The organism is Reinekea blandensis MED297, assembly GCF_000153185.1.
Classification (GTDB): Bacteria; Pseudomonadota; Gammaproteobacteria; order Pseudomonadales; family Natronospirillaceae; genus Reinekea; species Reinekea blandensis.
Genome location: NZ_CH724151.1, coordinates 466,864 through 491,334, shown reverse-complemented (window position 1 = coordinate 491,334; position 24,471 = coordinate 466,864). Strand labels below are relative to the sequence as shown.

Annotated in this window: 23 protein-coding genes; 12 read left to right on the top strand and 11 right to left on the bottom strand. The window is 53.4% G+C overall.

Features of this window, described 5'->3' with window-relative positions; genetic code table 11:
• Nucleotides 1-37 precede the first annotated feature (37 nt).
• From trpB to MED297_RS10735, 3 genes are all read left to right on the top strand, one after another.
• Complete coding sequence (trpB, locus tag MED297_RS10745) at nucleotides 38-1,300, top strand: tryptophan synthase subunit beta (protein WP_008044820.1); 1,263 nt, start codon at nucleotides 38-40, stop codon at nucleotides 1,298-1,300.
• Nucleotides 1,300-2,064 (top strand): tryptophan synthase subunit alpha, encoded by a 765-nt coding sequence (gene trpA / locus MED297_RS10740; RefSeq protein ID WP_008044819.1) that lies wholly within the window; start codon nucleotides 1,300-1,302, stop codon nucleotides 2,062-2,064. Before trpB ends, trpA begins: the two co-directional genes overlap by 1 nt.
• Before the next feature lie 193 nt (nucleotides 2,065-2,257).
• Entirely contained in the window at nucleotides 2,258-3,505 is a 1,248-nt protein-coding gene (locus MED297_RS10735; RefSeq protein ID WP_008044818.1) for a hypothetical protein, read from the top strand.
• A gap of 311 nt (nucleotides 3,506-3,816) precedes the next feature.
• Here MED297_RS10735 and MED297_RS10730 read toward each other — a convergent pair whose 3' ends face one another.
• The 5 genes from MED297_RS10730 to MED297_RS10710 form a co-directional block, all read right to left on the bottom strand.
• Nucleotides 3,817-5,082 (bottom strand): MFS transporter, encoded by a 1,266-nt coding sequence (locus MED297_RS10730; protein ID WP_040557156.1) that lies wholly within the window; start codon nucleotides 5,080-5,082, stop codon nucleotides 3,817-3,819.
• A 96-nt stretch (nucleotides 5,083-5,178) separates the two neighbouring features.
• A complete protein-coding gene (locus tag MED297_RS10725; RefSeq protein ID WP_008044816.1) occupies nucleotides 5,179-5,862 on the bottom strand; it encodes a response regulator transcription factor in 684 nt (227 codons plus the stop codon).
• 49 nt (nucleotides 5,863-5,911) lie between these two features.
• Nucleotides 5,912-6,913, bottom strand: a complete 1,002-nt coding sequence (locus MED297_RS10720) for a tetratricopeptide repeat protein (protein ID WP_008044815.1) — start codon at nucleotides 6,911-6,913, stop codon at nucleotides 5,912-5,914.
• On the bottom strand, nucleotides 6,910-7,380 hold the full coding sequence (locus MED297_RS10715) for a hypothetical protein (RefSeq protein WP_050762905.1): 471 nt from the start codon (nucleotides 7,378-7,380) through the stop codon (nucleotides 6,910-6,912). The genes MED297_RS10720 and MED297_RS10715 overlap by 4 nt, the downstream gene beginning before the upstream one ends.
• A gap of 117 nt (nucleotides 7,381-7,497) precedes the next feature.
• Nucleotides 7,498-9,021: an ATP-binding protein gene (locus MED297_RS10710; protein ID WP_008044812.1), complete on the bottom strand. Its 1,524-nt coding sequence runs from the start codon at nucleotides 9,019-9,021 to the stop codon at nucleotides 7,498-7,500.
• 165 nt (nucleotides 9,022-9,186) lie between these two features.
• Between MED297_RS10710 and MED297_RS10705 the strand changes: the two genes are divergently transcribed.
• Nucleotides 9,187-10,056, top strand: a complete 870-nt coding sequence (locus MED297_RS10705; RefSeq protein WP_008044809.1) for a hypothetical protein — start codon at nucleotides 9,187-9,189, stop codon at nucleotides 10,054-10,056.
• A 99-nt stretch (nucleotides 10,057-10,155) separates the two neighbouring features.
• Here MED297_RS10705 and MED297_RS10700 read toward each other — a convergent pair whose 3' ends face one another.
• Nucleotides 10,156-12,099, bottom strand: coding sequence for a methyl-accepting chemotaxis protein (locus MED297_RS10700; RefSeq protein ID WP_008044807.1), 1,944 nt, complete (start codon nucleotides 12,097-12,099; stop codon nucleotides 10,156-10,158).
• Between MED297_RS10700 and MED297_RS10695 the strand changes: the two genes are divergently transcribed.
• The gene (locus tag MED297_RS10695) at nucleotides 12,098-12,289 is read left to right on the top strand and encodes a hypothetical protein (RefSeq protein WP_008044805.1); all 192 of its coding nucleotides are present in this window, start codon (nucleotides 12,098-12,100) and stop codon (nucleotides 12,287-12,289) included. The genes MED297_RS10700 and MED297_RS10695 overlap by 2 nt on opposite strands.
• Nucleotides 12,290-12,295: 6 nt before the next feature.
• Complete coding sequence (locus MED297_RS10690) at nucleotides 12,296-12,886, top strand: nucleotidyltransferase family protein (protein WP_237613436.1); 591 nt, start codon at nucleotides 12,296-12,298, stop codon at nucleotides 12,884-12,886.
• A gap of 111 nt (nucleotides 12,887-12,997) precedes the next feature.
• On the opposite strand, the gene MED297_RS10685 is transcribed toward MED297_RS10690, so the two are convergent.
• Nucleotides 12,998-14,215 carry a ribose-phosphate diphosphokinase gene (locus tag MED297_RS10685; protein ID WP_008044801.1) on the bottom strand — a complete coding sequence of 406 codons (1,218 nt, stop codon included), beginning with the start codon at nucleotides 14,213-14,215 and terminating at the stop codon, nucleotides 12,998-13,000.
• 249 nt (nucleotides 14,216-14,464) lie between these two features.
• Between MED297_RS10685 and MED297_RS10680 the strand changes: the two genes are divergently transcribed.
• A complete protein-coding gene (locus MED297_RS10680; protein WP_008044800.1) occupies nucleotides 14,465-15,712 on the top strand; it encodes an MFS transporter in 1,248 nt (415 codons plus the stop codon).
• Here MED297_RS10680 and MED297_RS10675 read toward each other — a convergent pair.
• Nucleotides 15,692-16,084 carry a DUF3224 domain-containing protein gene (locus tag MED297_RS10675; RefSeq protein ID WP_008044798.1) on the bottom strand — a complete coding sequence of 131 codons (393 nt, stop codon included), beginning with the start codon at nucleotides 16,082-16,084 and terminating at the stop codon, nucleotides 15,692-15,694. The genes MED297_RS10680 and MED297_RS10675 overlap by 21 nt on opposite strands.
• A gap of 196 nt (nucleotides 16,085-16,280) precedes the next feature.
• On the opposite strand from MED297_RS10675, the gene MED297_RS10670 reads away from it, so the two are divergent.
• Entirely contained in the window at nucleotides 16,281-17,951 is a 1,671-nt protein-coding gene (locus tag MED297_RS10670) for a glutamine--tRNA ligase/YqeY domain fusion protein (protein ID WP_008044796.1), read from the top strand.
• A 249-nt stretch (nucleotides 17,952-18,200) separates the two neighbouring features.
• Here MED297_RS10670 and MED297_RS10665 read toward each other — a convergent pair whose 3' ends face one another.
• Nucleotides 18,201-19,289, bottom strand: a complete 1,089-nt coding sequence (locus MED297_RS10665) for a Leu/Phe/Val dehydrogenase (protein WP_008044792.1) — start codon at nucleotides 19,287-19,289, stop codon at nucleotides 18,201-18,203.
• 341 nt (nucleotides 19,290-19,630) lie between these two features.
• Here MED297_RS10665 and MED297_RS10660 point away from each other — a divergent pair, with 341 nt between their 5' ends.
• Nucleotides 19,631-20,860 carry a multidrug effflux MFS transporter gene (locus MED297_RS10660; protein WP_008044790.1) on the top strand — a complete coding sequence of 410 codons (1,230 nt, stop codon included), beginning with the start codon at nucleotides 19,631-19,633 and terminating at the stop codon, nucleotides 20,858-20,860.
• Nucleotides 20,861-20,925: 65 nt separating this feature from the next.
• Nucleotides 20,926-21,300, top strand: coding sequence for a VOC family protein (locus tag MED297_RS10655; RefSeq protein ID WP_008044789.1), 375 nt, complete (start codon nucleotides 20,926-20,928; stop codon nucleotides 21,298-21,300).
• A 40-nt stretch (nucleotides 21,301-21,340) separates the two neighbouring features.
• On the opposite strand, the gene MED297_RS10650 is transcribed toward MED297_RS10655, so the two are convergent.
• Both MED297_RS10650 and MED297_RS10645 read right to left on the bottom strand, forming a co-directional pair.
• On the bottom strand, nucleotides 21,341-22,198 hold the full coding sequence (locus tag MED297_RS10650) for a pirin family protein (RefSeq protein ID WP_008044787.1): 858 nt from the start codon (nucleotides 22,196-22,198) through the stop codon (nucleotides 21,341-21,343).
• Between the two features lie 113 nt (nucleotides 22,199-22,311).
• Nucleotides 22,312-22,821 carry a dihydrofolate reductase gene (locus MED297_RS10645; RefSeq protein WP_008044785.1) on the bottom strand — a complete coding sequence of 170 codons (510 nt, stop codon included), beginning with the start codon at nucleotides 22,819-22,821 and terminating at the stop codon, nucleotides 22,312-22,314.
• 129 nt (nucleotides 22,822-22,950) lie between these two features.
• Here MED297_RS10645 and MED297_RS10640 point away from each other — a divergent pair, with 129 nt between their 5' ends.
• Nucleotides 22,951-23,514, top strand: coding sequence for a hypoxanthine-guanine phosphoribosyltransferase (locus MED297_RS10640; protein ID WP_008044783.1), 564 nt, complete (start codon nucleotides 22,951-22,953; stop codon nucleotides 23,512-23,514).
• A 59-nt stretch (nucleotides 23,515-23,573) separates the two neighbouring features.
• A complete protein-coding gene (locus MED297_RS10635) occupies nucleotides 23,574-24,464 on the top strand; it encodes an aspartoacylase (protein ID WP_008044781.1) in 891 nt (296 codons plus the stop codon).
• Nucleotides 24,465-24,471 lie beyond the last annotated feature (7 nt).

Sequence of the window (24,471 nt, the reverse complement as noted above, 5' to 3'; positions counted from 1 at the left end):
GGTGATCACCACCAACCTAACCCTCAGAGAGGTGCTTATGATCCGCAGTGAAAATGGCTACTTCGGCGAATTCGGTGGACGTTACGTCCCCGAAATTCTGCTGCCAGCGCTGACCGAACTTGAAACTATGTTCAATGAGCTGCGGGAAGACCCTTCTTTCTGGCAGGAATATGTCACCCTGTGTCAGGAGTTCAGTGGGCGTCCTACACCGTTAACACCACTGCGCCGGCTATCAAAAGAGTTAGGCGGTGCTCAGATCTGGCTGAAGCGCGAAGACCTCAATCATTCCGGTGCGCACAAAGTGAACAATGTGCTGGGCCAGGGTTTGCTGGTGCAACGCATGGGTAAGAAGCGGGTGATTGCCGAAACCGGTGCCGGTCAACACGGATTGGCGACGGCGATCATGGCCGCACGTCTCGGGTTGCAGGCCACTATCTATATGGGCGCTGACGACATTGAACGACAGTATTCCAACGTGTTCTGGATGCGACAACTCGGCGCGGAAGTGGTGGGTGTTACCACCGGTGCCCGTACCCTGAAAGAAGCGCTCGACGAAGCGCTGCGAGATTGGGCGGCTTCCGTTGAGACCACGCACTACGTGTTAGGCACGGCCTGTGGTCCAGCTCCATTCCCGGAACTGGTCAGCTATTTTCAGAGTGTGATCTCGCAGGAAATGCGCGAACAGGCACTGACGCAGATGGGTCAGTTGCCAGATGAAGTAGTCGCTTGTGTTGGTGGCGGGTCTAATGCCATGGGTGCTTTTGCGGCCTTTTTGGATGACAAAGACGTGGGGCTGGTGGGGGTCGAAGCAGGCGGCCTGAGTTTCAAAGAAGGTGAGCATTCCATTCGGTTGTTACCGGACACCGCCGAGCCGGGGATTGCCCAGGGGTATAAAACCCTGTTCCTGCAAAATGACGATGGCCAGTTAGGCGATACCCATTCTATCGCTGCCGGGTTGGATTATGTCGGCGTCTCGCCGATTTTGGCTCACCTGACTCAAACCGGCCGGGTCACACCGGAAAGCGCCACCGATACCGAAGTCACCGAAGCGTTTAAGTTGCTGATGAAAACCGAAGGCATCATCCCCGCCTTGGAAAGCTCGCACGGCTTGGCCGGCGGCTTTAAGCGCGCCAAAACCATGCGCCCGGACCAACACCTGGTGATCAATCTCAGTGGTCGGGGAGATAAAGACATTTTCAACATTGCCCGTGCTTTCCCTCAACCTGAATGGCCGGAATTTTTGAAACGTGAAGCTGAACGCTCACAGGAACTGGTTGATGCCGCGAAGGAGAACCGCTGATGTTTCCGAAACAGAACGATCGATTGCAGGTTATGTCGCACGCCGTGGTTGGCTTCCCGACGCTGGAAGAAAATGAAAAAGCCATCGCCGGCTTAGTCGACAGTGGCGTCAAACTCATTGAGTTGCAGGTGCCGTTCAGTGACCCGGTCGCCGATGGACATACGCTGGTTAACGCCTGTTACGAAGCGTTAAAAACCGGCGGTTCGGTAAAAGCCACCCTGGAGTTGTGCGCCAAGGTGTCCAAGCAGCATCCCGATGCCAGCTTTATTCTGATGAGTTATCTGAACCCGTTGTATCGGTATGGGCTGGAACAACTGTTCCGCGATGCCGCCGCGGCCGGGTTCAAAGGTATGATCATTCCGGACATGCCGGTGGAACAGTTCGAACCCTTTATGCCGTTGCTGGATGAGCTGGGACTGGCGCCGATCCTGATGGTGACGCCGAATACTTCTGACGAGCGGGTGGCCCGCATTGCTAAAAGCGCGCGCGGCATGGTGTATGTTGTCTCGCGTATGGGCGTGACCGGTAAGCAAACGCAATGGGGTGAAGAATTTCATGCCTATGTGAAGCGCATCCGGCAGCATACTGACCTGCCACTGGCCATTGGATTTGGGGTGCGCGCGGCGGACGATTTGAAAGCCCTGACAGGCACCGCTGAAGTCGCGGCTTTCTGCTCGAAGTATATTGAATGGCAGCGGGACAGCGGCAGCGATGTCGCCGCACAGAAAATGAAAACCCTGTTAACGGATGCTGAGCTGAGTTAAAGGCTAAGTGCTGATTTGTGTCAGCGCCATCCCGATGCCCTTTAAAAAAAGACCAATTAACGAAGTCGTTCTTTGGTCTTTTTTATTAGATGATGGTATCACTTTGCAGGCATCACTGTATGGTTGAGTCGCATAGAATGCGCTCAACTCAGTGGGACTCTCCCCAAGGAACAGAGGATTAAAGGACAGCACGATGTCTTTAGAGCTGAAAGAAATTTTTAATCAATGCATTTACCGGCAACAGAAAACATCGCTGAACACACCCCCTGACACCAGCAAAGCCAGATTAGTAACTCAAGTTGCTGGTGGTTCACTTGCTGATTATTTAGGAATCCAAAAAGGGGACTATCTCCTTCAGCTAAACGGATACGATGGCATCAACGCCAATGTCAAGCTGGTGCCTGATCAAGGCGTCACTCAACGTATTGAATACTATCTGCCCAGGACCAACGAAGCACTGGTGATTGAAACCAACGGGTACCCAATGGGTATTGAAAGTGAGCGATCGCCCGAAGGAATTTTTCTGAACTACAAAGGTCGATACAGAAGGCCCGATGATCTCTATGTCATGTGGCGCTCATTTGGTGATGACGCTTTGATCGCACTTGCCATACGATGGCAAAACCGCAAAGCACAGTGGTTGCGTAAAACGTTGCCTGGTGTATTTAAAGACATGGCTATGACGGAGGTTGAACTTCTGTTCCATGGTGTTGCGCTTTTCGAGAATGGCCAAACACAGAACGGAATGATGTTTGTGGGTGAGTTTATTAACAACTATCAGCATCATCATGAAATGCATTTTTCTGGTGTGGCTCATTTTTATTGGTATCAGGAATTAAAGGCGCAGGGGAAACAGGAAGAGGCAATTGCTGTGCTGAAGGAATCTTATCGGTTAGCACCCGTTGACCGAATTAAGCGAAAAATGGTTTTAGAGGGCCTCATGGGTATAGATGACCAGGTAGAAGCTAAGCGCATCGGTCATCCTTTTCCTTTGAACTATCAACTGCCAATGCTCAATCGACGAGACACCATAGTGTCATTATCCGAGTACTTGGACGAACTAGAGGATCACCAGCTCATGATTGTTTGTGCGTTAGGTGGGTACCGTTCTAATGGCCCATATGATCAGTTTGTTCGTTCGTATATACAGGTTAAACAGTACTTCGGTGACGTGTTCTCAGGAGTAAATGTCATAGCCGGGGATTACAATAATGATTGGACTGAGTCTGAAAGGGAAGCCATTGCTTCTGGTTTAAATGTCGCCGTCCTATACGATGAATCGAATGTCGTTGGAGAGGCTCTTGAGTCTGCGGGAAGCCCTGACATTTATATTCTGGATTACAAAGGCGTTGTGGTTTCGGAATGTGATTTTGAACGGATTAGCGACGTTTGGGCGCTGTACTTGAAGTATCGCCAGAAAAAGGTGGTTGAACTTGTTTAATCATTCAGAAAATCGACAGGCCATATGGAAGATTCAGACGGGTGATCTTGTTATGGCTTCTATCTATTGAGTATTGACGGCTTATGTTTGTTAGTTATTTTCAGTATGAGATAGAAGGATGTTAATTCGAATGTTCGCAATGCGGAGCAGCTCATTGAGCACAGAGTTTAACCCCGTGGCTCCTATTGATTCGCTACGACCCGCGCCTAGGTCGTCAATCTTTCAGTAATTAATTCTTGGATAGTTGAGATTCTTCACGTTTTGCTCAACGATAGCATTGGTCTTAGGCGCGTGTCCCGGACAGTTAAGGCCTAGTCTGTCGTCGATTCAGGTGTCGGATCACTGGTCTCAGAAACTGTGGATTCCGGCCAGCCCGCATCAATCAATACCCGGCTTCGTTTCAACGCCACACCCAACAGCACAATCCCGGCGCCGGTACCGATTAACAGCCACTCAATGGCGATCACATCGCCCAGCGGTCCGAACATCAGCATGCCGGCGGGCATCGCCGACGATGAAATCATCGTCATGACACTGAAGACCCGGCCCATGTAGGCTTCTTCAACGTGCTCCTGCAACAGCACGGTGGCGGGGGTATTGAACAACGGCATGCTGATGCCGACGACGCCCATCAGTACCAGGTAGACCCAGAACCAGGGTACCAGTCCAAGAGCGATGGTAAAGCTGCCAACAATCACGGTCGCGAGCATCATGGTATAGACACGGTTACGAAAACCGCCCCAGATCGACAGCAGTCCACCGCCAAGCATCATGCCGATACTGAACAAAACCTCGATGGCGGTCAATCGCCAGACGTCTTCGCCGAACGAGCGGGCAACCTGCAATGGCGTCAGAAACGCAACCGGTGCGACTAAAAACATAAACAGTGCTGAAAACAGGAAAAACCGGGTCAGGTAGGTATGGTGTCGAACATAACGAAAGCCTAACTTCAGATCATGGAAGGTTGCGGTTTTTTCTGCGGCAGGGTTACTGGCCCTTGCATGCGGAGGAACCCGCACAAACACGGTCATCACCAAGACAGCCAACGCCGCGGTGACCACATCGATGTAAAAGATGGTTTGTAGCGGCGCGATGGACATTAAGGCGCCTGCCGCCATCGGCGCGACCAGCATGGTGGCCGCCTGAATGCTGCCTAACAGTCCGTTAACGCGCATAAGGTGTTCTTTGGGAACGAACTGAGGCACGAAGGCGGCGACCGCCGGCATCTGGATGCCCTGACCAATGGCCCGTAAAAAGGACGCCAGAAAAAACAACCAGTAGGCTTCGTAACCGAGTGCAAATGCGATGGCCAGTCCGAGCGTGGTTAACGCGACCAAGGAATCGGACAGAATGATCAGCTTTTTCCGGTCGTAACGATCCGCCCAAACGCCGGCAAACGGGCTGAGAAACAACATCGGCAAGACACCAATAACAATCAGCAGCGACAGCATGACACCGGACTTGGCTTCGAGCGTGATGTACCAGAGAATGGCGTACTGCACGAGCATGGTGCCGAACAGTGACAGCGTTTGGCTGCTGAGGAACAGCAGGGCGGTCTTTTTCCAGGTGTTGGACACGCGCTTGAATTCCGTTGTTACAAAGTCATCATTCATTCAAGCGGTAAACGAGCGGGAAGGAAAGCGCCATAAGGCATTTTCTGTGCGGCGGGTATGTTATTGCGGACCTTCCCAGAGATAACCCTTACCCCGAATGGTTTTAATCCAGTCGGCGTCTGGCAGTTTTTTGCGTAAATCCGAAATCAGAATGTCCACGGTTCGGGAGATGCCATCGTGTTCTATGCCACGCACGGCCAGCATGATGTCGTCCCGGTTGATTACCCGCTGCTCACTGCCGAGTAATAACTGTAATAGCCGGTATTCCGGGTTGGAGAGCGATAACGGATCATCGTTCAGATAGATGCACTCACGCTGCTCGTCGATGCGGAAAACCGAGGTTGATTCCGTTTCGGTGGTCGTCGGTGTTGCTGTTCGCCGCAACTGTGCGCGTAAATGCGCAAGTAATCGTCGCGGCTCAATCGGTTTGGCCAGATAGGCATCGCCGCCGACTTCCAGCCCGAGTATTTCATCGAGCGCTTCGCCTTTGGCCGTCAGAAAGATAACCGGCCCACTGTATCGACTGCGCAATTGTCGACAAAGTTCAATGCCATCAAGGCCGGGTAACATGATGTCGAGCAGAACGCAGTCTGGTTTGGCTTCAGGAATGTGTTTCAGCGCCGAGGCGCCCTCGGCGTAGTGCGTGACCCGGTATCCTTCACGAGTCAAAAAGTCGCTGGTTAAGGTAGCCAGACTTTGGTCATCTTCGACCAGCGCAATGTGCGCATATTCGATTGCCGTCATGAACAGCCTCTGTCAGTTGTCGTATACATCAACAGACACGTATGGCCCACTAGGGACGTTGCCAGGTTAATGAAAGTTTAGCCCAGTTTTCTGTGGGTTGACTGAGGGTGGTGCCTGCCGTGGTCGTTAACCAGACGTGATCACCCAACGGCCAGCGAATGTCGCCTTCCAGCTCGGTTCGGGCATCCGCCGGGTTCCAACTCAAGGTCAGCTGTGGACGAATGGGCCAGTTCACCCGGGTGGACGCCGACAGCGTTTCCCATCGCCACTGTTCGGCTTCGTGGGTCAGCGTGTTGCTGAGTCGGTGTCGAATCCGATCGCCTTGCCAGGTTAAAGATTCACGCCAGCGCCAAAGGTTTAGCGTGGGGCGGTATTCAAGTTCGGAACGCAGTGACAGTGCCCCGGTCGTCTGGTCTATCTGGCCTTCAATGGCGGGAACCCATTCTCGGTTGACCGCGTACGCTTTGGTGTGCAATGCCACTTGCAGAGGTTGCGTAGACAGCGACATGCCGGTGGTCAGATAAAACAGCGGCGAATAGTCGATCGGGGACCAGGTCACCTGTTGCAGCGTTGAAATCTGCGCGGAGAGCGCCGGAGTGGCGCGATACCCTAACAGGTTCACCGGCGCCAAACGCCATTGCCCCAGGGTTGTCAGCCCGAGGGTGGTTTCCTGTCCGTTTTCAGAGTGAAACTCATGCGCCGTACTCAGTTTTAATCGTCCGCTGATCCGTTTCGGTGGTGAGAGCGTTGCCTGAACAATGCGCAGTTTGACATGGCTGGCCACGGAATCCGGCAGGTCGTTGTTGCGCAACGTTGCCTGCCAGATACGAATAGCTTCGTCGGTTTGACCGATCAGGTAATACAATTGCCCACGCTCAAGTTCGATTCGTGGGTGTTGGCATTGGCTGTTCTGTTCCAGCCAGGCAATGGCTTGAAAATGTCGACCCTGTTCAACCAGTTTTTCGCTGCGTTGCAAAACCGGGTCGATGTCGCAGGCAAGTGACGCGGATGCGCTCAGAATCAGAAGAAGGAACAGACGGGTCAGGCTCATGAATCCAGCTCCACTTCGTCGATTTCATCATCATCGAGTTCATCGTCCAGCTCATCGTCTTCGTCATCGAACTCGTCATCGAATTCGTCGTCATCATCGAACTCATCGCTTTCGTCCATCAGCTCATCCAGGGCGTCGTCGCTCTGATCTTCCAGCCAGTCCTCAAGCTCTTCGGCGATGTCATCCGGGGAATCGCCGGCCAGATCTTTCAGCAGATCATCGAGTTCTTCGTTGCTTTGAAAGTCGAGGTCCAGGTCGTTCAGCCAGTCGCTGATGGCCTGCATCCGAGCCTCATCGCTGCCATCGGATGACCAACTTAACCGTGAGTAGAGTTGATCAATGGCCGAATCGGTCGACTCCGATGGAGACAGCAGATTATCAGGCAGGTCGTCCCAGTCGCCCCACTCATCGGCAAGGGCGCCGGTGGCCAATAGGCAAATTGATAGTATCAGCGTAATGGGTTTCAAGGGTTGTCCTGTTCGATCGGGTGGCCATAAGCTTTCAGCACTGTCGTTCAGTGTAAAAGGTTCACAACGATGACGCGAGGGCTACATTGTTAACGCAGTGTAGCGACGATCATTGGTTCAAAGCGCCGGCACACAGGCCGCCGGAAAGTCGATGATCATAGTCGCCCCTCCGAGTGGGCTGGTTTGGTAGTGAAAGCTCGCGTGGTAGTGCTCGGCGATGGCTGAGACCAGAGCCAGTCCCAGTCCATGATTCTGCTGGTTCAGATTACGATGATGATCCAGGCGTTTAAAAGGCTCTTTCAGTTGTTCAAACTGTTGTGCGGTCATACCGGGCCCATTGTCTTCGACAGACAAGCGTACGCCGTTTTCTGAGGTTGCTAATCTCAGATGAACGCGGCCGCGGCCGTATTGCACGGCATTGCTCAACAAGTTGTCGATCAGTCGTGTCCAGTGCCGTGGTTGGATGGTCGCAGACAAGGGGGCTTTTGGCAGTTCAGACGTGATCTCACCCTGGCTGTCGAAAGACACCAGACGTTCCGTCGTTAGTGCCGTCAAATCCATCGGCGCAGGTGTCGCCTCGGGGGATCCGAGTTGATGGAACAGAAGCAGCTCTTCGGTGAGTTGGACCAGTTGTTCGATGTCCCGGTTCATGTTTTGCCGATAGGGGTTATCGTCGGGCAGGTCCAGCAGCTCCAGCGAAAATCGCAGGCGTGCCAGTGGCGTTTTTAAATCGTGCGACACCGCCTGATTCAACTGTCGGTTTTGTTCAACCTGATCAATCAGACCAAGGGCCATCCGTTCTACATGCCGTGCCAATAAGCCGAGCTCATCCGATGCCTCGGTGGGCAGTCGGACGCTATCTGGAGTGGTGGATACCCGGTCAACAGCGTCGAACAGGTGGCGAAACCGTCGATCCAGAGGTCGGACCCAGGCAAGAAAGAAAAGACTGAGCATGGCCAGACTGGCACCAATCATGATCAGCCACTGTGTGACGCTGAGAAACCGATAAGGCGGTATGGGTCCGAACCGGATGGCGCGGTTGTCACCGGCGGGCAGGTAAAGGGCGGCCTGGTGGCTCGATTGCCATTCGACACGTACGCTTTGCCCCGCACTGAGTCGCCGGCGAGAGAGGGCAGACAGGTCATCATTACCCAAAGTCACCCGTTCCACCGGCCAAGGGGATTGATGTCGAAGGGTGATAAACCGGGCTTCCCGACGGTCTGCGCTTTCACGGGAAATGGCATCCAGGAACAGCCAGGCATAGCCCTGTTCCAAACTTTGCCAGTCTGAGATGTCGGCCGTAATCGCGGTTTGAGTATCCAGCCGGATACGACTGGTGACGCGTGTGTCCGTCAGCCGGATTTGATCGAGCTCCACATTGTCAGTGTTTTCCAATGGGTCGGTGATCCGCCACCGCACACCGGTCAGGTCAGAAATCAGGGCTAACCAGTTGTCGACCTGTTGTGGAGACTGCTCAGACCAACTGCTTTGCAGTAACTCACTTATCGGTTGCAACCGAGTTGTTGCGAACCGTTGCAAGCGGGTGTCCGCCAGTAAGTATACAGACAAGGCCGCCAGTGCCAGAACCGCCAGCAGTGAGGCAAAAAACGTCAGATATAGACGAGTAAAGAGTTGATTCATGTGTTTCCCGGCGCGGATCTTCTATAAAGGCGTTCTAAGTAAGCGCCACTGTATCACCAACGCAAGCGCGTGCCATTGTAGGCTACAAAGCCAGAACACTTCCCTGACATTGTAGCTGCTTCGGGCTGGCTATGATTCAGTCACGTTCAAACGAGGTGATTCCAAATGAAAAACACAATGTCTGCCCTTGCACTACTTCCAGCCCTGGCGTTGATCGGCTGTAACCCGAACACTCTGGACGGCACCGGCGAAGTGACGCTGCAGTTCGGTGCTTCAGAAACGAGTGCCCGAACGGCCTTACGGGCGACCACAGTCAGCAGCATTCCGGTGACCGATTCCAGCGGTCAGGCCGCAGGCTCTATTGGCCTGAACGAAGCCTGGGTTGTGGTTAAGGAAATTGAACTTGAGCACGAAACCGATGATGACGACGCGTTGGAAGAAGAGCTTGAAATTGAGTTTGTCGGTCCGTTCGCCGTTGATCTGCTCAGCGGTGAGACTTACCCGTCGCTGCCATCGGTGTCCATTGATACCGGGCTGTACAACGACATAGAAATCGACATCGAAAAACTGGCTGACTCTGACCTTGTGGGCATGCCAGACCTGCCGCAGGCAATTGCTGATCAGCTACTGAACTATTCGTTGTATCTGGAAGGCACTTACACCAGTCAGGACGGTTCAACCTACGTTGCGATTCCGTTTTCCCTGTCCTACGATCAGACCGACGAGTTCGAACTGAGCGGAACCGATTTCAGTCAGGGCTTTGTCGTCGATGATACTGGCATTAATGACATCATTGTCGCTTTCCGTCTGCACGAGTGGTTCCGATTTGATAACCTCGAAACCAACTCCGATGGCCTCGAATTAGTCAACGCGATTACATCGACAGAAGGTGGTAACGCTCTGGTGTTGGATGGCAATACCAACAGCGACCTCATGGACGTGATTGAAGACAACATCGAAGAGTCGGCGGAATATGGTGAAGACGACGATGATGATGGAGAACTGGACGAAGACGAAGATGATGACGACGATTAATCAGTTCTAAGCCTACTTTGGCAACATTGCCCGGCCCTTAAAACGGCCGGGCTTTTTTGTTACCAACCCGCATTTTTTAACACACAGCCTTTGGTTCATTTACACCTTGAATTGACTGACGACACTGCGCATCCGCTGTGAGCGATCGTCCAGATTAGAAATCTCTTCAAGCTGCTCTTTGGCGTTGTCGTTAATGTTGCCTGCCATGTTCGCAATGGTTTGCGCGGATTCATTGATGTGATCGACCACCGATGCCTGTTCTTCGGTCGCGGCAGCAACCTGATGATTACCATCGCTGATGTTGTCAAAGCGACTGCGGATACTGCTTAAAGAATCGGAGGCGGTCGTGGCCAGATCGGCCAGTTCCAGGCTGTCTTTGGTGCCTTTTTGTATCGAGCGTAAACTGGCTTCAGCTGCGGTTTGCAGTTGTTCAATCTGAGTGCGGATTTCCAACGTTGAGTCCTGGGTTCGGCTCGCCAGCGTTCGAACTTCATCGGCGACAACGGCAAACCCGCGTCCTTGTTCACCGGCACGCGCCGCTTCAATGGCGGCATTCAAAGCCAACAGATTGGTTTGTTCAGAAATGCCGTTGATGACATCAACGACGGAGTTGATGGCTTCGGTTTGACTCGCTAAATCGGCAATGCTCTGTTCGCTGTCTTTCATGGTATGCGCCATGCTGTTCATGGTTTCCGCAAGACGTTGCATGACGTCGTTTGTGGAATGGGTGTCTTTCACCGCACTGGTGGTGTCGTTGGCTGTGGTGTTGGCAATGGAAGACACCTCACTGATGGTTTGTCCCATTTCTGTGATGGCGGTTGCGACCATTTCTGTTTGTTCGCGCTGATCACCGGCATAGGTCACGGCTTCCATGGTCGATTTTTTCAGGTTCTCAACACCGGTAGATAAGGCATCGGCAGAACTTTGTATTTCGCGGACGAGATCGGCGAACTTGCTGATGATGGCGTTAAACCCGCCGGAGAGATAACCGAGTTCGTTGCTTGCGCTATCATCCAGGCGCTGCGTTAAATCGCCACCGGTCGCGGCCATGCTGCTGAGCTTATCCCCGACATTTCGGATCGAGCGGCTGACCCGCGAGGCGATCACAACAGACAAGGCAATAAAAATGATGGCGACGACGATGGCCGTCAGAACGGAACTGCGAGCAACGGCGTTAACCTGTGTACTGATTTCCGATTTCGGAAATACCGTGATCAATTGCCAGTTGAGTCCATCCAGATCTGAGACCGCGATGTACGTGTCCTCACCCTCAAGGCGGGTTTCAATCATGGAGTAGGCACCCTGACTGTTCTGAATACGCCCAACAAGATCGCCGAAGCCAGGCTCGTCATTCAGTGGCTGGTTTAACTTTTCACGGTTTGGGTGGGCGGTAATCAGTCCGCCGCTGTCGAGTAAAAACATGTATCCGTTTTGGCCGACCTTGGTGTTCTCAACGACTCGGACGATATCCGAAACGTCGTATCCCAGACCGGCAACACCGATGACTTCGCCAGATGATGTCTTGGCCAGGACATTAACATAGACGGTCATTGCTCCGGTATCCTCGGCGATGTCGAGATTCAGGGCGACATCCTGATTGCTGGTGAGCGTACTGAAAAACCAACTGTCTCTGGGTTCGTCTGGCGACACCGTTTTAAACAGCCCGGCATCGGTATAGTATTTATTGCTTCGGGCGCTGACCCAAAACATCACTGACGCACCTTGCTCTTCAATAAAGCGCTGACCATATTCGATCAGATCTTCCAGCCCGTCTTCATCTTCACCATTGAGCACCCAATTCTGAATGTAGGGATTCTGAGCAATGGCCATCGAATAGGCCGCTGGAGATTCCAGTGCGGTATGAATTTGAGCCCGCGCACGCTCAACCACATTGGGCAGGTTATCCGTTTCGGTGACCCGATAAAAAATGGTCGAAAACTGACGGATGTTCATCACCGAAATGATCAGAATGGTCAAGAACAGAGCGATAACCATTGCACCGGAGAGTAACGTTTTGAGATGGAGGTTCTTGAGCTGAAACATGAGACAGCCACCTTTTACTGCAGGTATTGATAAAATTAAAGCGCAAAAAGTTCAGTTGTCAGGTAAGAACCAGAATAATATTGGCTCTGAACAATGCTTGATTTTTTCAGATGATCAAATTGATTTATTTAACAAGACGTATGGTGGCAAGCTGTTGTACATGCTTGGCGAAATGAACACCTATCACTGAGTTTAAATGAGAATGACTCTTTTAGAACAACACACACTGGGCCTCGAATCGGCTCAACAGAAAACGACCATTCAGCATTGGCTCACCGAGAGTTCACTGCATTGGCAAGCGCTGATTGAGGCACGAAAGCTCAACTTGTCGGATTGGTGTCTGGCCGCAGGTTTTGTACGCAACCTGATCTGGGATCGCTTGCATGGTCGCTCGGACTGTACGCCGCTGAATGACATTGATTTGATTTATTTCAACCCGACCGATTCAACCGAAGCGACCGACCGCGCATTGGAAGCCGAACTTCGACAACGAAGTACATTCCCCTGGTCGGTAAAAAATCAGGCACGCATGCATCAACGAAATCACGATGCGCCCTATACCTCCACGGAAGACGCCATGAGTTATTGGGTCGAAATTGAAACAGCGGTGGGGGCGTATCTCGATGCCGACAATCAGGTGAGGCTGGTAGCACCCTTTGGGTTAGAAGCGAATGTGGCCGGAACCATTACACTAAACGCGAAACGACCCAAGCCAGAGGTGTTCCGTGAACGTATCGAACAGAAGGGTTGGTTGACCCATTGGCCTGAATTGAACGTAGTCGAGTGAGCTGGGTTTGAGTTTTGAAATGTGTTTACGTTGACCGGTATCGGTCGAGTAAAAAAGCGGGTAGGGAGCCGGTCCGTCATGGACAACGGACCGGCGAAGGTCATAAAAAACTCAGGCGTTTTTCAGTTCGACCAGTTCGTCACTGTTCCAGATTTTTCGTTTGAATCGTGGATTTTTCGACGACATATCAATTTTATAAGCATTGGCTTCGCGTGAGTTAGCAGAAATGCCAAGCAGTTGGCCCAACTCCTGTGCCAGCCATTTTTCGATTTTCAGCACCACCATCTTTTTACGCAAGCGACCCTGTTCGTCGCGATTCAGAATGGTCGGCAAGGTATTCAACGTCAGAATTTCTCCAATGGCCGGGTGAGCCATACGTTCACGACCTTCATGGCTGGCATAGAAATGCGACAGCGCAAACACCATGCGTGATGGATTGATCTGCTGCAGGAACTTGCACGACTTCACGACCGTACCGCCGGTGCGCACCATGTCATCAAACAAAACTACACTGGCGCCATCCAGACCTTCAAACGTGTGTTCACTTTCTTTGTGCAGGGTGATTTCCACTTTGCGTTCATCGGTGCGTTCTTTGTCGAGCATGATGAACTTGGCTTTGGGCAGGTCGAGCGTATCGTACATGGCTTTAACGAAATCACGCGCACCCTTGTCCGGGGCGCACAATACCAGGCCTTCGCCCTGAGGCCCGTAGTTTAAAATGTCGGAGTTCAACAGATAGTGGGCGTAGATTTCGTACGGGATCAGGTTGTGAAAATCGCCATCGAAGACATCGGAAAACATTTTCTGAACCGATGTGGAATGGTTGTGCACGGTGATGACGGTGTCGACACCGGCCAGCTTCAGCATCTGGGCGTAGAGTTTGGCGGTGAACGGCTGGCCGTCAAACTTTTTAATGTCTTTCAGGTCGCGCTCAAAATGCGTTTCGCCGAGGTCGCGGCGGGGGCCTCGATCCTGAGCGCTGTAGAACAGATCCGGCTCGATCAGGACAACGCGCTTGGCGCCGTTTTCTTTTGCTGATCGGGCGATGATCAGGTTGGCCATGGCCAGCTCCTGACGGCTTTTCACATGGCTGCTGGTGGAGACAATGACGACGGACTTACCGTCCAGGGTGTGGCCGATGTTGTCCATGTCGTTTTCATCGGAGATGAAGCGTGGACAGAACTCGGAGTTCATGAACTGTTTCATGCTGATGATATCGTCGATCTCTTCGAGCTGTCCGAGTGCGTAGGCGATATCGATGGCAAAAGGGTTATCGGATGAATTGCTGACAACAACGACATTAGTTGACTGTTCGGTCGACAAAGTCATGTGGTTTCCTCAGGAGTGGCGGCTGCTTTAAAGGTGGGCGCATTTTAGTGGACAGCGCATCGTTCCGATAGGGTGATTCACAAATTTATGACGACTATATGTCAACGAAATAGCCGGTTTCGGGTCAAGTTGACAGGTTGTCGGTTCAGGGCGCGCTTTATCGGCGCGCAGTTCCGTTGATCTGATCCGGTTGTCCCTCTTGGCGCGGTGCGTACAATGCGTCGGCTCCAGAACTGAAAGGACGTGGGCATGAAGGCCATCTGGCAACAATATCAGGGATTGAATCGGGATCTGTATATTCTGGCCTTAGCACGCGCCATCGCATCGGCCGGTGCCTTTGTGTTACCGATGCTGACCTTAATCCTGACTCAGAAAATCGGGCTATCGGTCGCGCAATCCGGTTTGTTGGTGTCCGCCGCTTCGGCCAGCTTCGTCCCCGGTTCTTTAATTGGTGGACGGTTAGCGGATCGATACGGCCGTAAGAAAGTGATGGTCTTCGCGGAATCGATGGCAGGGCTGAGTTGGATTGTTTGTGGTTTCTATCCGGAGTCGACGCTGGTGATTCCGTTCGTGTTTGTGGCCAACTTCTGCTGGGGCATGATCGAGCCCAGTTCCACGGCACTGGTCACCGACCTGACGCGACCCGAGCAGCGCAAGGCCGCCTTTAGCTTGGCGTACCTCGGGCACAACCTTGGCTTTGCGGTCGGTCCGCTGATTGCGGGTTTTCTGTTTCTGAATCATGCGCACTGGATGTTTTGGGGCGATGGGGCTACGGCGTTGATCGGTGCCATGCTGGTGCTGTGGCTGGTCCAGGACGATTCAAAGCAGGATTATAAGCCGCAGACCGAGGCCGAAGCTGATGTGGTCGGCTCGGTCTGGCCGATCCTGTGGGCAAGACGTTACTTGTTGTGGTTTACCGCAGCGAACTTCCTGTTGGTGTTCACCTATGCCCAGATGTCATTTTCCCTGCCATTGCAGTTAGAACAGACCTTTGGAGAACAGGGCGCCCGTAACTTTGGTCTGGTGATGACCGTCAATGCGATCACTGTGTTGGTGTTCACCCCCATCATGATCGCATTAACCCGTCGATTGCATTCGATCTTCAATGTGGCGGTGACCGGGGTGTTCTATGTGGTCGGCTTTGGCATGATATTCTGGTTGGATGCGTTGTGGCTGTTCTTTGTGTCGACCCTGATCTGGACATTGGGCGAGACACTGCATCACATTAATGCCAATGCCTACATTGCCTCGCATTCGCCCCGCTCTCATCGGGCCCGGATTAACAGCATCCTGCCGCTGATTTACGGCACCGGCTATGGCATTGCCCCGATGGTGATGGGGCAATTCATTGGCTGGCAAGGTATCCGGGCGGTTTGGCTGCTGGTGATTCTGTTAGCGGCGGTTGGGACATTGTGTATGGTGCTGTTAGGGTTCCGGGATATTCGCCGGACGGCTCAAACCGCTACGGAAGCCGACTCAGCCAAGCTCGTAATCTAAGGTGTAGTGGTGGGTGCCGTCTTTTATGTCGATCTGGACCGAGCCGGAGATGCCGGTCAGCTTATCAGTGCCGGAGCCGGGCAGAATCTCCAGCGTCAGATGCTGTCCCTGAGCGGACATGACGCCGTAATGTTGCATGACAAAGCTGCCGGACTGACCATTGACGGTACCGGTGAACTGTTCAAGAGCGACATAACCGGCCGAGCCTGCGTCGGGTAAACGGCAGCTCAGCATTTCACCGGCGGACGTGCCATTCAGGTCACCATGAAAGGTTTTACTGAGGGTCATGCGGCCAAACTGTGCGTGGTCACCGAAGTTCTGATCGGAGTCGGCCGGGGTTAGGTCGACGTTAAAGGTACCGGTTATTTGCATGGTGCATTCCTTGTAAGTCAGAGTCCGTTATAGGGGCAATTATCTTGCGGTGCTTTACCGTTAAGGTCAATTACGCGGAACCGCGTGGGCTTTTTTAGGATCAGCCACTGTTTAAGCGCCGATAACCCGTTATAATTCGCGGTCCAATGGCCGTAACCCGGCCACCATGCCCTGGACAATGAAAGAGATAGGATAAATGACCGAACCCGCTTCTAACTTTTTGCGCACCATCGTCGCTGACGATCTGAAGTCCGGCAAGCACGACACCATCGTGACGCGTTTCCCGCCGGAACCGAATGGCTATCTGCACATCGGCCACGCCAAGGCCATCTGTGTCAATTTCGGACTCGCGCAAGAATTCCAGGGCCAAACGAATCTGCGTTTCGATGACACCAACCCGGAAAAAGAAGAGCAGGCGTATATCGATGCCATTGAAGAAGACATCCGCTGGTTGGGGTTTGACTGGCAGGGCGATGTGAAGTTCACCTCGGATTACTTCGACACGCTGTATGAGTATGCCGTGCATCTGATTAAAAACGGCGATGCGTTCGTTTGCGATCTGAGCGCTGAGCAGATGCGTGAGTACCGCGGGTCCCTGACGGAACCGGGCAAAGAGAGCCCGTTCCGGCAACGTTCGATTGAAGAAAACCTCGAGCTGTTTGAAAAAATGAAAAACGGTGAGTTTGCCGACGGCGCCTGTTCGTTGCGTGCTAAGATCGATATGGCCTCACCGAACATCAATTTGCGCGATCCGATTCTGTACCGCATCCGTCGGGCTCACCATCATCAAACCGGTGACAAATGGTGCATCTACCCAAGCTACGATTTCGCACACGGCCAGGGCGATGCCATTGAAGGGGTGACGCACTCGCTGTGTTCGCTCGAGTTTGAAGATCACCGTCCGCTATACGATTGGTTGATCGAGCATTTGCCGGTGCCAAGTAAGCCGCGTCAGATCGAGTTTGCCCGTTTGAATGTGAACTACACCGTGACCAGTAAGCGCAAACTGAAACGTCTGGTCGATGAGGCCGTGGTTGCGGGTTGGGACGATCCGCGCATGCCGACCATTTCCGGTATGCGTCGTCGTGGTGTCACGCCAGCCGCCATCCGTAAGTTCATTGATATGTCTGGTATTTCCCGGGCGGTCGGAACGACGGTTGATCTGGGTATGTTGGAGTCCGCGATTCGCGATGATTTAAACGACAACGCGCCGCGCGCGATGGCCGTGTTGAAACCGCTGAAAGTTATACTGACCAACTTACCGGAAGGTCACACTCAGGTGGTCACGCAGCCGGTTCATCCACAGAAACCGGAACTGGGAGAGCGCGAGATTCCGTTCAGCCGTGAAATCGTGATTGATCAGGCGGACTTTAACGAAGATAGCAGCTTGTCGAAGAAAAAGTTCAAGCGTCTGGTGCCCGGTGATTACGTGCGCTTGCGCGGCGCCTACATCATTAAAGCCGAAGGCTTCAGCAAAGATGACGACGGCAACATTACGGAAATTCAGGCGACCGTGGTGGAAGGTTCCGTTGGTGAAAACGTTGAGGGCATCAAGCCGCGGGGCGTGATTCAGTGGGTCTGTGCCAACGCCGGGGTCCCGGCAACGGTGCGTGTCTACGACCGTCTGTTTGACCATGAAACGCCGGACAAAGGCGACAATGATTTTATGGACCATCTGAACCCGAACTCGCTGGAAGTGATCAAAGGCTGTCTGGTGGAGCCCGGTCTGGCGCAAGCGTCACCGGAACAGGGCTTCCAGTTTGAGCGTGAAGGCTATTTTGTGGCCGACCGCTTTGAGCACTCCGAAAATCATCTGGTGTTTAATAAAACCATCGGTTTGCGCGATGTTTGGGAACGCAAAGCCTGATCGATCTGAGTTCTGAACTGGGCTGAATCAAGAAGGGAACCGACCGGTTCCCTTTAGTTTGTTGATAAACCCCGCCGACAAAAAGGTAGCTTTCAAATGGACCGCTGCAAGTATCGTCCTGATACGCTCGACGAAAACATCCATGTTTTCGACGTCCATTTGAAAGCTACCTTTTTATCGTCTCGATACCGGTGGTGACTTTGTCATCAGTCTGAAGGGAACCGACCGGCTCCCTTTTTTTGTGGTTGGTCAGGCACTGGCCTTCATTCCCAGTGTGGGTGGCGTGTCCTGAAGTCGTTCCCGCGCGATTTCGTCGGCCAGATGCGACGTTGGCGTTTGCGTTCGTTCGGAGCGTTCGAATATTTCCAGCAGCGTGTCGTAAATGCCTTCAATATGTTTGTTCACACGTTCCGGATCGTATTCCCCGAGTTTTTCATAGCAGACATCGATGATGCCGCCGGCGTTAATGACGTAGTCCGGCGCGTAGCAGATGTCACGCTGGTGGATCAGTTCCCCGGTTTCAATGCGGTCCAGCTGGTTATTGGCGCTGCCGGCAATAATGCTGGCATTCATTTTGGCCAGTGACTCGGGATTCACGGTGGCACCCAGGGCGCAGGGGGCAAAGATGTCCATGTTGGCGCTGTAAATGTCGTCGAGGCCGACAATCTGAGCACCGAGCTCGGCTTTGGCCTTATCCAGCGCGTCTGGGTTGACGTCACAGGCGATCAAACGCACCCCATCTTTAGCCAGCATGATTGCCAAACGGTAGCCGACGTTGCCAAGCCCCTGAATCCCGACGGTTAAGCCCTGTAAGTCATCACGTTGCAGTTTGTGCTGCACGGCGGCTTTGATGCCGAGATAACAGCCGTAGGCGGTCGCCGGTGAAGGGTCCCCGGATTTGCTGCCACCGTGGGCATCCTGTTTGTCGTGGTAACCACTGACAAAGTCCGACACCTCATGAATGGCTTTCATGTCGGGCACGCCGGTACCGGAGTCCTCCGCAGCAATGTAGCGACCACCCAGTCGGTTCAGGCAGTTACCGAAGGCACGCATTTTGGCCGCGGTTTTTTCCTGTTTCGGGTCACCGATGATGACCGATTTGCCACCACCGAGGGGCAGTCGGGCCATGGCGGACTTATAGGTCATGCCCCGCGATAACCGCAACACATCGGTCAGGGCATCATCGTCGGTGGCATAAGGATAAAAGCGCGTACCACCTAGCGCGGGACCGAGCCGGGTGTTGTGTATGGCAATGATGGCTTTGAGGCCGGTTTCCGGGTCGGTGAACCAGGTCACCTGTTCGTGATTATCAAAATCTTTGTGATCAAAAAAGCTCATAGGGGCATCCTGTCTTCTGTGCAACCCACCAGGATCACTGGTGCAGATTGGCGTTGTTATTGAGCTTGGACACGGCCGTGTGGGGTAAAAACCGACCGTTCCGGGGTCGTGAGACCCAATACGATAAACATAACGTGCATGGCGCGGGTTGCCACTTTTTCAGCCGAAAAAGTCTCATTTCTGTAACCGACGCTGTGTACTCTGTGGTTGCCAGATTCAAGTGAGAATCAATCGTGTCTTTACAGTCCGTTGCACCGGACTCGCCCTGACTTTGTGATAGACTTCGCGCCCTTCACTTAGGGCGCGTTCTGCGTCTTATTGGTATTTAAAGCAGGAACCAAATGACCACATTTACCGCCAAACCTCTCAAAACCGGACCCGCGCTTCCGGAGTTTATTGCGCTGGTTGCCCTCATTACGTCCCTGGTGGCGTTGTCCATCGACGCTATGTTGCCAGCGTTGCCGAATATTGCGTCTGATCTGGTTGTGTCCGACTACCGTCAGACTCAGTGGGTGATTACGTCGCTGATCTTTGGAATGTCGTTTGGTCAGATGGTCTTTGGTCCGTTGTCCGATGCGTTTGGCCGGAAATTTGCCATTTTATCTGGAATAGCACTGTTCAGCGTTGGTTCGGTCCTGTCGATGATGGCCACCTCGTTGCCGATGCTGATTGCCGGACGGGTTCTGCAGGGGCTGGGTGTATCGGGTCCGCGCATTGCCTCGATGGCGCTGGTGCGTGATAAGTATGTCGGCGACCAGATGGCCCGAGTGATGTCGTTCGTCATGATGGTGTTTATTCTGGTGCCAATGCTGGCCCCGATCGTCGGACAACAGATTCTGAATCTCTGGGGTTGGCGGGAAATTTTTGCCCTGTTCATTGTGTTATCGACGATCGCGGCAGTCTGGTTGGGCGTGCGACAACCGGAAACGCTGATGCCCGAGTCGCGTCGGCCGTTTCATGTTGGACAGATTGCCCGTACCGCGTTGATGGTGGTTCGCCACCCTCGTGTTCTGGGTTTTTCCGTTGCGGCCGGGTTTGTGTTCGGCGGCCTGTTGTCTTATGTCGCGTCAGCACAGGCCATCTTTCAGGGCATCTATGGGCTGGGTGACGACTTCCCCTACTATTTTGCGGCGCTGGCCTTTGGTTTGGGCTGTGCGTCTTTGGTGAATGGTTCGCTGGTCGTGCGCTTTGGTTCGCTGCGGTTGTCTCTGTTGGGGCTGATCGGCATGCTCTGTCTGGCGGCGTTGTTAAGTTTGATTGCGGCTTTTAACCAGGGCATTCCACCGCTGAGCCTGTTCATGGGCATCGGCTTTCTGATGTTTTTCTGTGTCGGTATTCTGTTTGGCAACCTGAACTCGTTGGCAATGGTGCCGTTGGGTCGCATGGCCGGTATCGGTGCGGCCGTGGTCGGTTCGGTATCGAATGTCGTGGCGGTACTGGTCTCGGGTCTGGTTGGCTGGTTTTTCAATGACACCCTGCTGCCGATATTAATCGGTATCATGTTCAGCGCAGCCGCCTCATTGGCAATTACACTGAAGATACGCCATGCTGATGATCACGTTTTAGGATGAGTTCGTGGTCCATCCTGCCGCCAGGTTCGGTGACCTGGCGGGGAACCTCATGAAAGGAGAGAAGGATGGAACTGGGTGCATTTTCAGTCAGCCTGAGTGTGAAAGACATTCAGGCGTCGAAAGCGTTTTATGAAAAGCTGGGCTTCACGCCGTTTGGCGGCGACGAGGCTCAGCATTGGCTCATGATGAAAAACGGCGACACGGTTCTCGGCCTGTTTCAGGGGATGTTCGACAGCAATGTGCTGACGTTTAATCCGGGCTGGGACAGCAATGCAGAACGCGTCGATGGGTTTTCGGATGTGCGCGCCATTCAGCAGCACCTGAAAACTCAGGGTATTACGCTGAAAGACGAAACCGATCCGAACGGGTCCGGCCCCGGGTTTATCTCACTGGTGGATCCGGACGGTAATGGCATTTTAATCGACCAGCATACCGAGTAGTCATTGCAGAGACTGACCGTCATCGCCGGTCAGTGTCGAATCAGCGTTCCGGTAGCGGCAGCCGTTCATCCTCATGAATGACGCTGCCCATTCGGTCTTCCATCCAGTCCTGCTTTGCCTGTTCAATCATGGCCGGATCACTGGCAACGAAGTTCCACCAGATGTGTCTGGGTTCCGGAAAAGGGCGACCCCCCAATATCTGAATGCGGCTGCCTGGTCGCACCTGAACGTGCGCTTCCTGATCTGGCGCGAAGGCAATCATGGTGCCTTCATTGTGCGTTTCATTATCCACGACCACAGCGCCGCCGGCGACGTATAGGCCGAGTTCAAAGCCGGCGATGGTCGGTACGGTCAACACCGTTGCGTCTTCAAACTTGCCATCCAGCAGAACGAGGTCGGAGTAGGTTGCGACCGGGGATGTCTGGCCATTGATCGAACCCGCGATCAGCCGAAACGGTTGCCCTCCAAACTCGACATCGGGCAGGGTATCTACATGCTGAAAGGCAGGTGCCTTCATTTCCCATTCGGTTGGCAGCGCGACCCACAGTTGCAATCCTTCCAATACCATCGTTTCCGGCGCCCGGGTCCGTTCACTGTGAGCGATTCCCTTTCCGGCGGTCATCCAGTTCACCTCGCCGGGTCGGATCGTCAGTTCATTACCGAGACTGTCCCGATGCAGCATTTCACCCTCGAACAGATATGTCAGTGTGGACAAGCCGATGTGCGGATGGGCTTTGACCGTCAAAGGCGCATCGGGCTGGATGGTCATTGGCCCCATGTGATCCCAGAAAATAAAGGGTCCGATCATGCGTCGTTTAGCAAAGGGCAGGCTGCGACGGACGGTAGTTTCACCGATATCGCGTTGGCGTGGGGGAATGATCTGATGGTTGGATGACATGGCCGGCCTCTGTCCTCGATGCTCTTGCGAAAACAGTGTAGTCATTGCCTGGTAGGATCACAGTGAACGATTTTGGCAACCCTGTTCAAAAGGATTGAACAGGGTTATCTGACTTACTGCGTTGGGCGATCGAACACGCAAAAAGAGTAATCGTACGGGTTGGGACCGTCGGCCTGGAAGTCCTCGCGGGCGACCGGTTTATAAGCGTTCAGGTCGATCTCTGGAAACCAGGCGTCACCGTCGACATGGGCGTGAACCAGCGTAACATAGAGGCGGTCGGCGATGGGCATGGCCAGCCGGTAGATTTCTTCGCCGCCCATGATGATGACTTCTTCAGCACCGCTGATCAGACCTTCGGCTTCGGCCAGTTCGATCGCGTCTTCCAGCGTGTGGACCACCTTGATGCCGTCGGCGGTAAATTGAGTGTCGCGGGTCAACACAATGTTGACGCGGTTAGGCAGCGGGCGGCCGATGCTTTCGTAAGTTTTGCGTCCCATGATGACCGGCTTTCCGGAGGTTAGCTGTTTGAAGTATTTCAGGTCGTTGGGCAGGTGCCAGGGAAGTTTGTTGTTTCGACCGATCACCCGATTTTCGGACATGGCCCAGACCATAGCAATGCGCATGAAGTGCTCCGTGACATTCGTGATAAACTTATTCAGTGGCGCAGTGTACCACGGTCCATTCCGACAGCGTTGCAACGCACCGTCAATCGCTATAAAGTCCGCCCAAATTTACAGGAGATCAGGCTAGTCATGGTTGCAATTCCGGCAGAAATACAACAGGTCATGCGCGAAGCGGAATGCCTTTTTTCCGAATCGCAGGTCGAGCGCGCCATCGACAATATAGCGGCTGACATCAGCGAAACGATGGCTGAAAAGAACCCGATTGTCTTCAGCGTGATGAACGGCGGCATGGTCTTAACCGGTAAACTGGTCACCAAGCTCGGCTTCCCACTGGAAATCTCTTATCTGCATGCCACCCGTTTTCGTCATGACAACAACACCAAAAGTCCGGACATCGAATGGCGAGCGCACCCGCAGCAGAACCTGAAAGGCCGCACCATTCTGATTGTCGATGACATCTATGATGAAGGTGCGACGTTAGGGGCCATTGTGGACCACTGCAAAGCCGAGGGTGTTGGTGAGATCCATATTGCCGTGCTCGTCGATAAACAACATGATCGCAAAGCCCGTCCGGACATCATCCCGGATTACATTGGCTTGCAGTGCGAAGATCGGTTCGTGTTCGGCTATGGCATGGATTACAAAGGCTACTGGCGCAACGCTCCGGGTATTTATGCTGTAAAAGAGGGTTAAGCGCAGCGTGCGTTTTTTGCTAAGCTAGCCGCTCGTGTCTCAGACAAGAGTAAAAACGCATGTCGACGATCAAACACGTCGCAATCACCGGCGGTACTCATGGTAATGAGTTAACCGGTGTTCATCTGCTGAAATACTGGCGGGAGCACCCGGACGAGGTGGCTCGCCAAAGCTTTTCAACCGAACTTCATCTGGCCAACCCCAAGGCTAACCATCTGAATCGGCGTTATGTCGATCAGGATCTGAACCGCCAGTTCGGCCTGAATGATCTCAATAACCATGAGCTCTGTGGTTACGAGCAGAACCGGGCCAAAGCGCTGAACGCGCTGCTGGGGCCGAAAGAAGATCCGCGGGTGGATTTTGTCATCGACATGCACACCACCACCGCGAACATGGGGATGTCGCTGATTTTCAATACCGACGATCCGATGGTGGTCGGCATGGCGTTCTATGTTCAGCAGAAAATGCCGCATGCGACATTGTTTTATGACCCGAACGAGCGCTTGGACGACAACTTCCTGACGTCACTCGGTCGCTACAATGGCTTTCTGATTGAGGTCGGGCCGATTCCGCAGGGGCTGTTACGGGCCGATGTGTATCTGCAAACGCGCGAAGCGGTGCAGCATTGTCTGGACTTTCTTGAGCTTTGGAATCAGAAGGCGGTGCCGGAATTACCCAGTGAGCGCGAGGGCTATCGGTTTTTGGAGAAGGTGCAGTTGCCGGAGAATGAGGCGGGCGAGTTGACGGCCATGTTGCACCCTGATCTGCAGGATCAGGACTATCAGGAAATTGCGCCGGGAGATCCGTTTTTCATGACGTTATCCGGTGAGACCATTCCCTATCCCGGGACAACACCGGTCTACGGCGCATTCATTAACGAAGCGGCTTACTATGATGCGCACGTTGGCCTGAGCTTAATGGAGAAAATCACCATTCCCTATCGTCGTTGATGCGGAA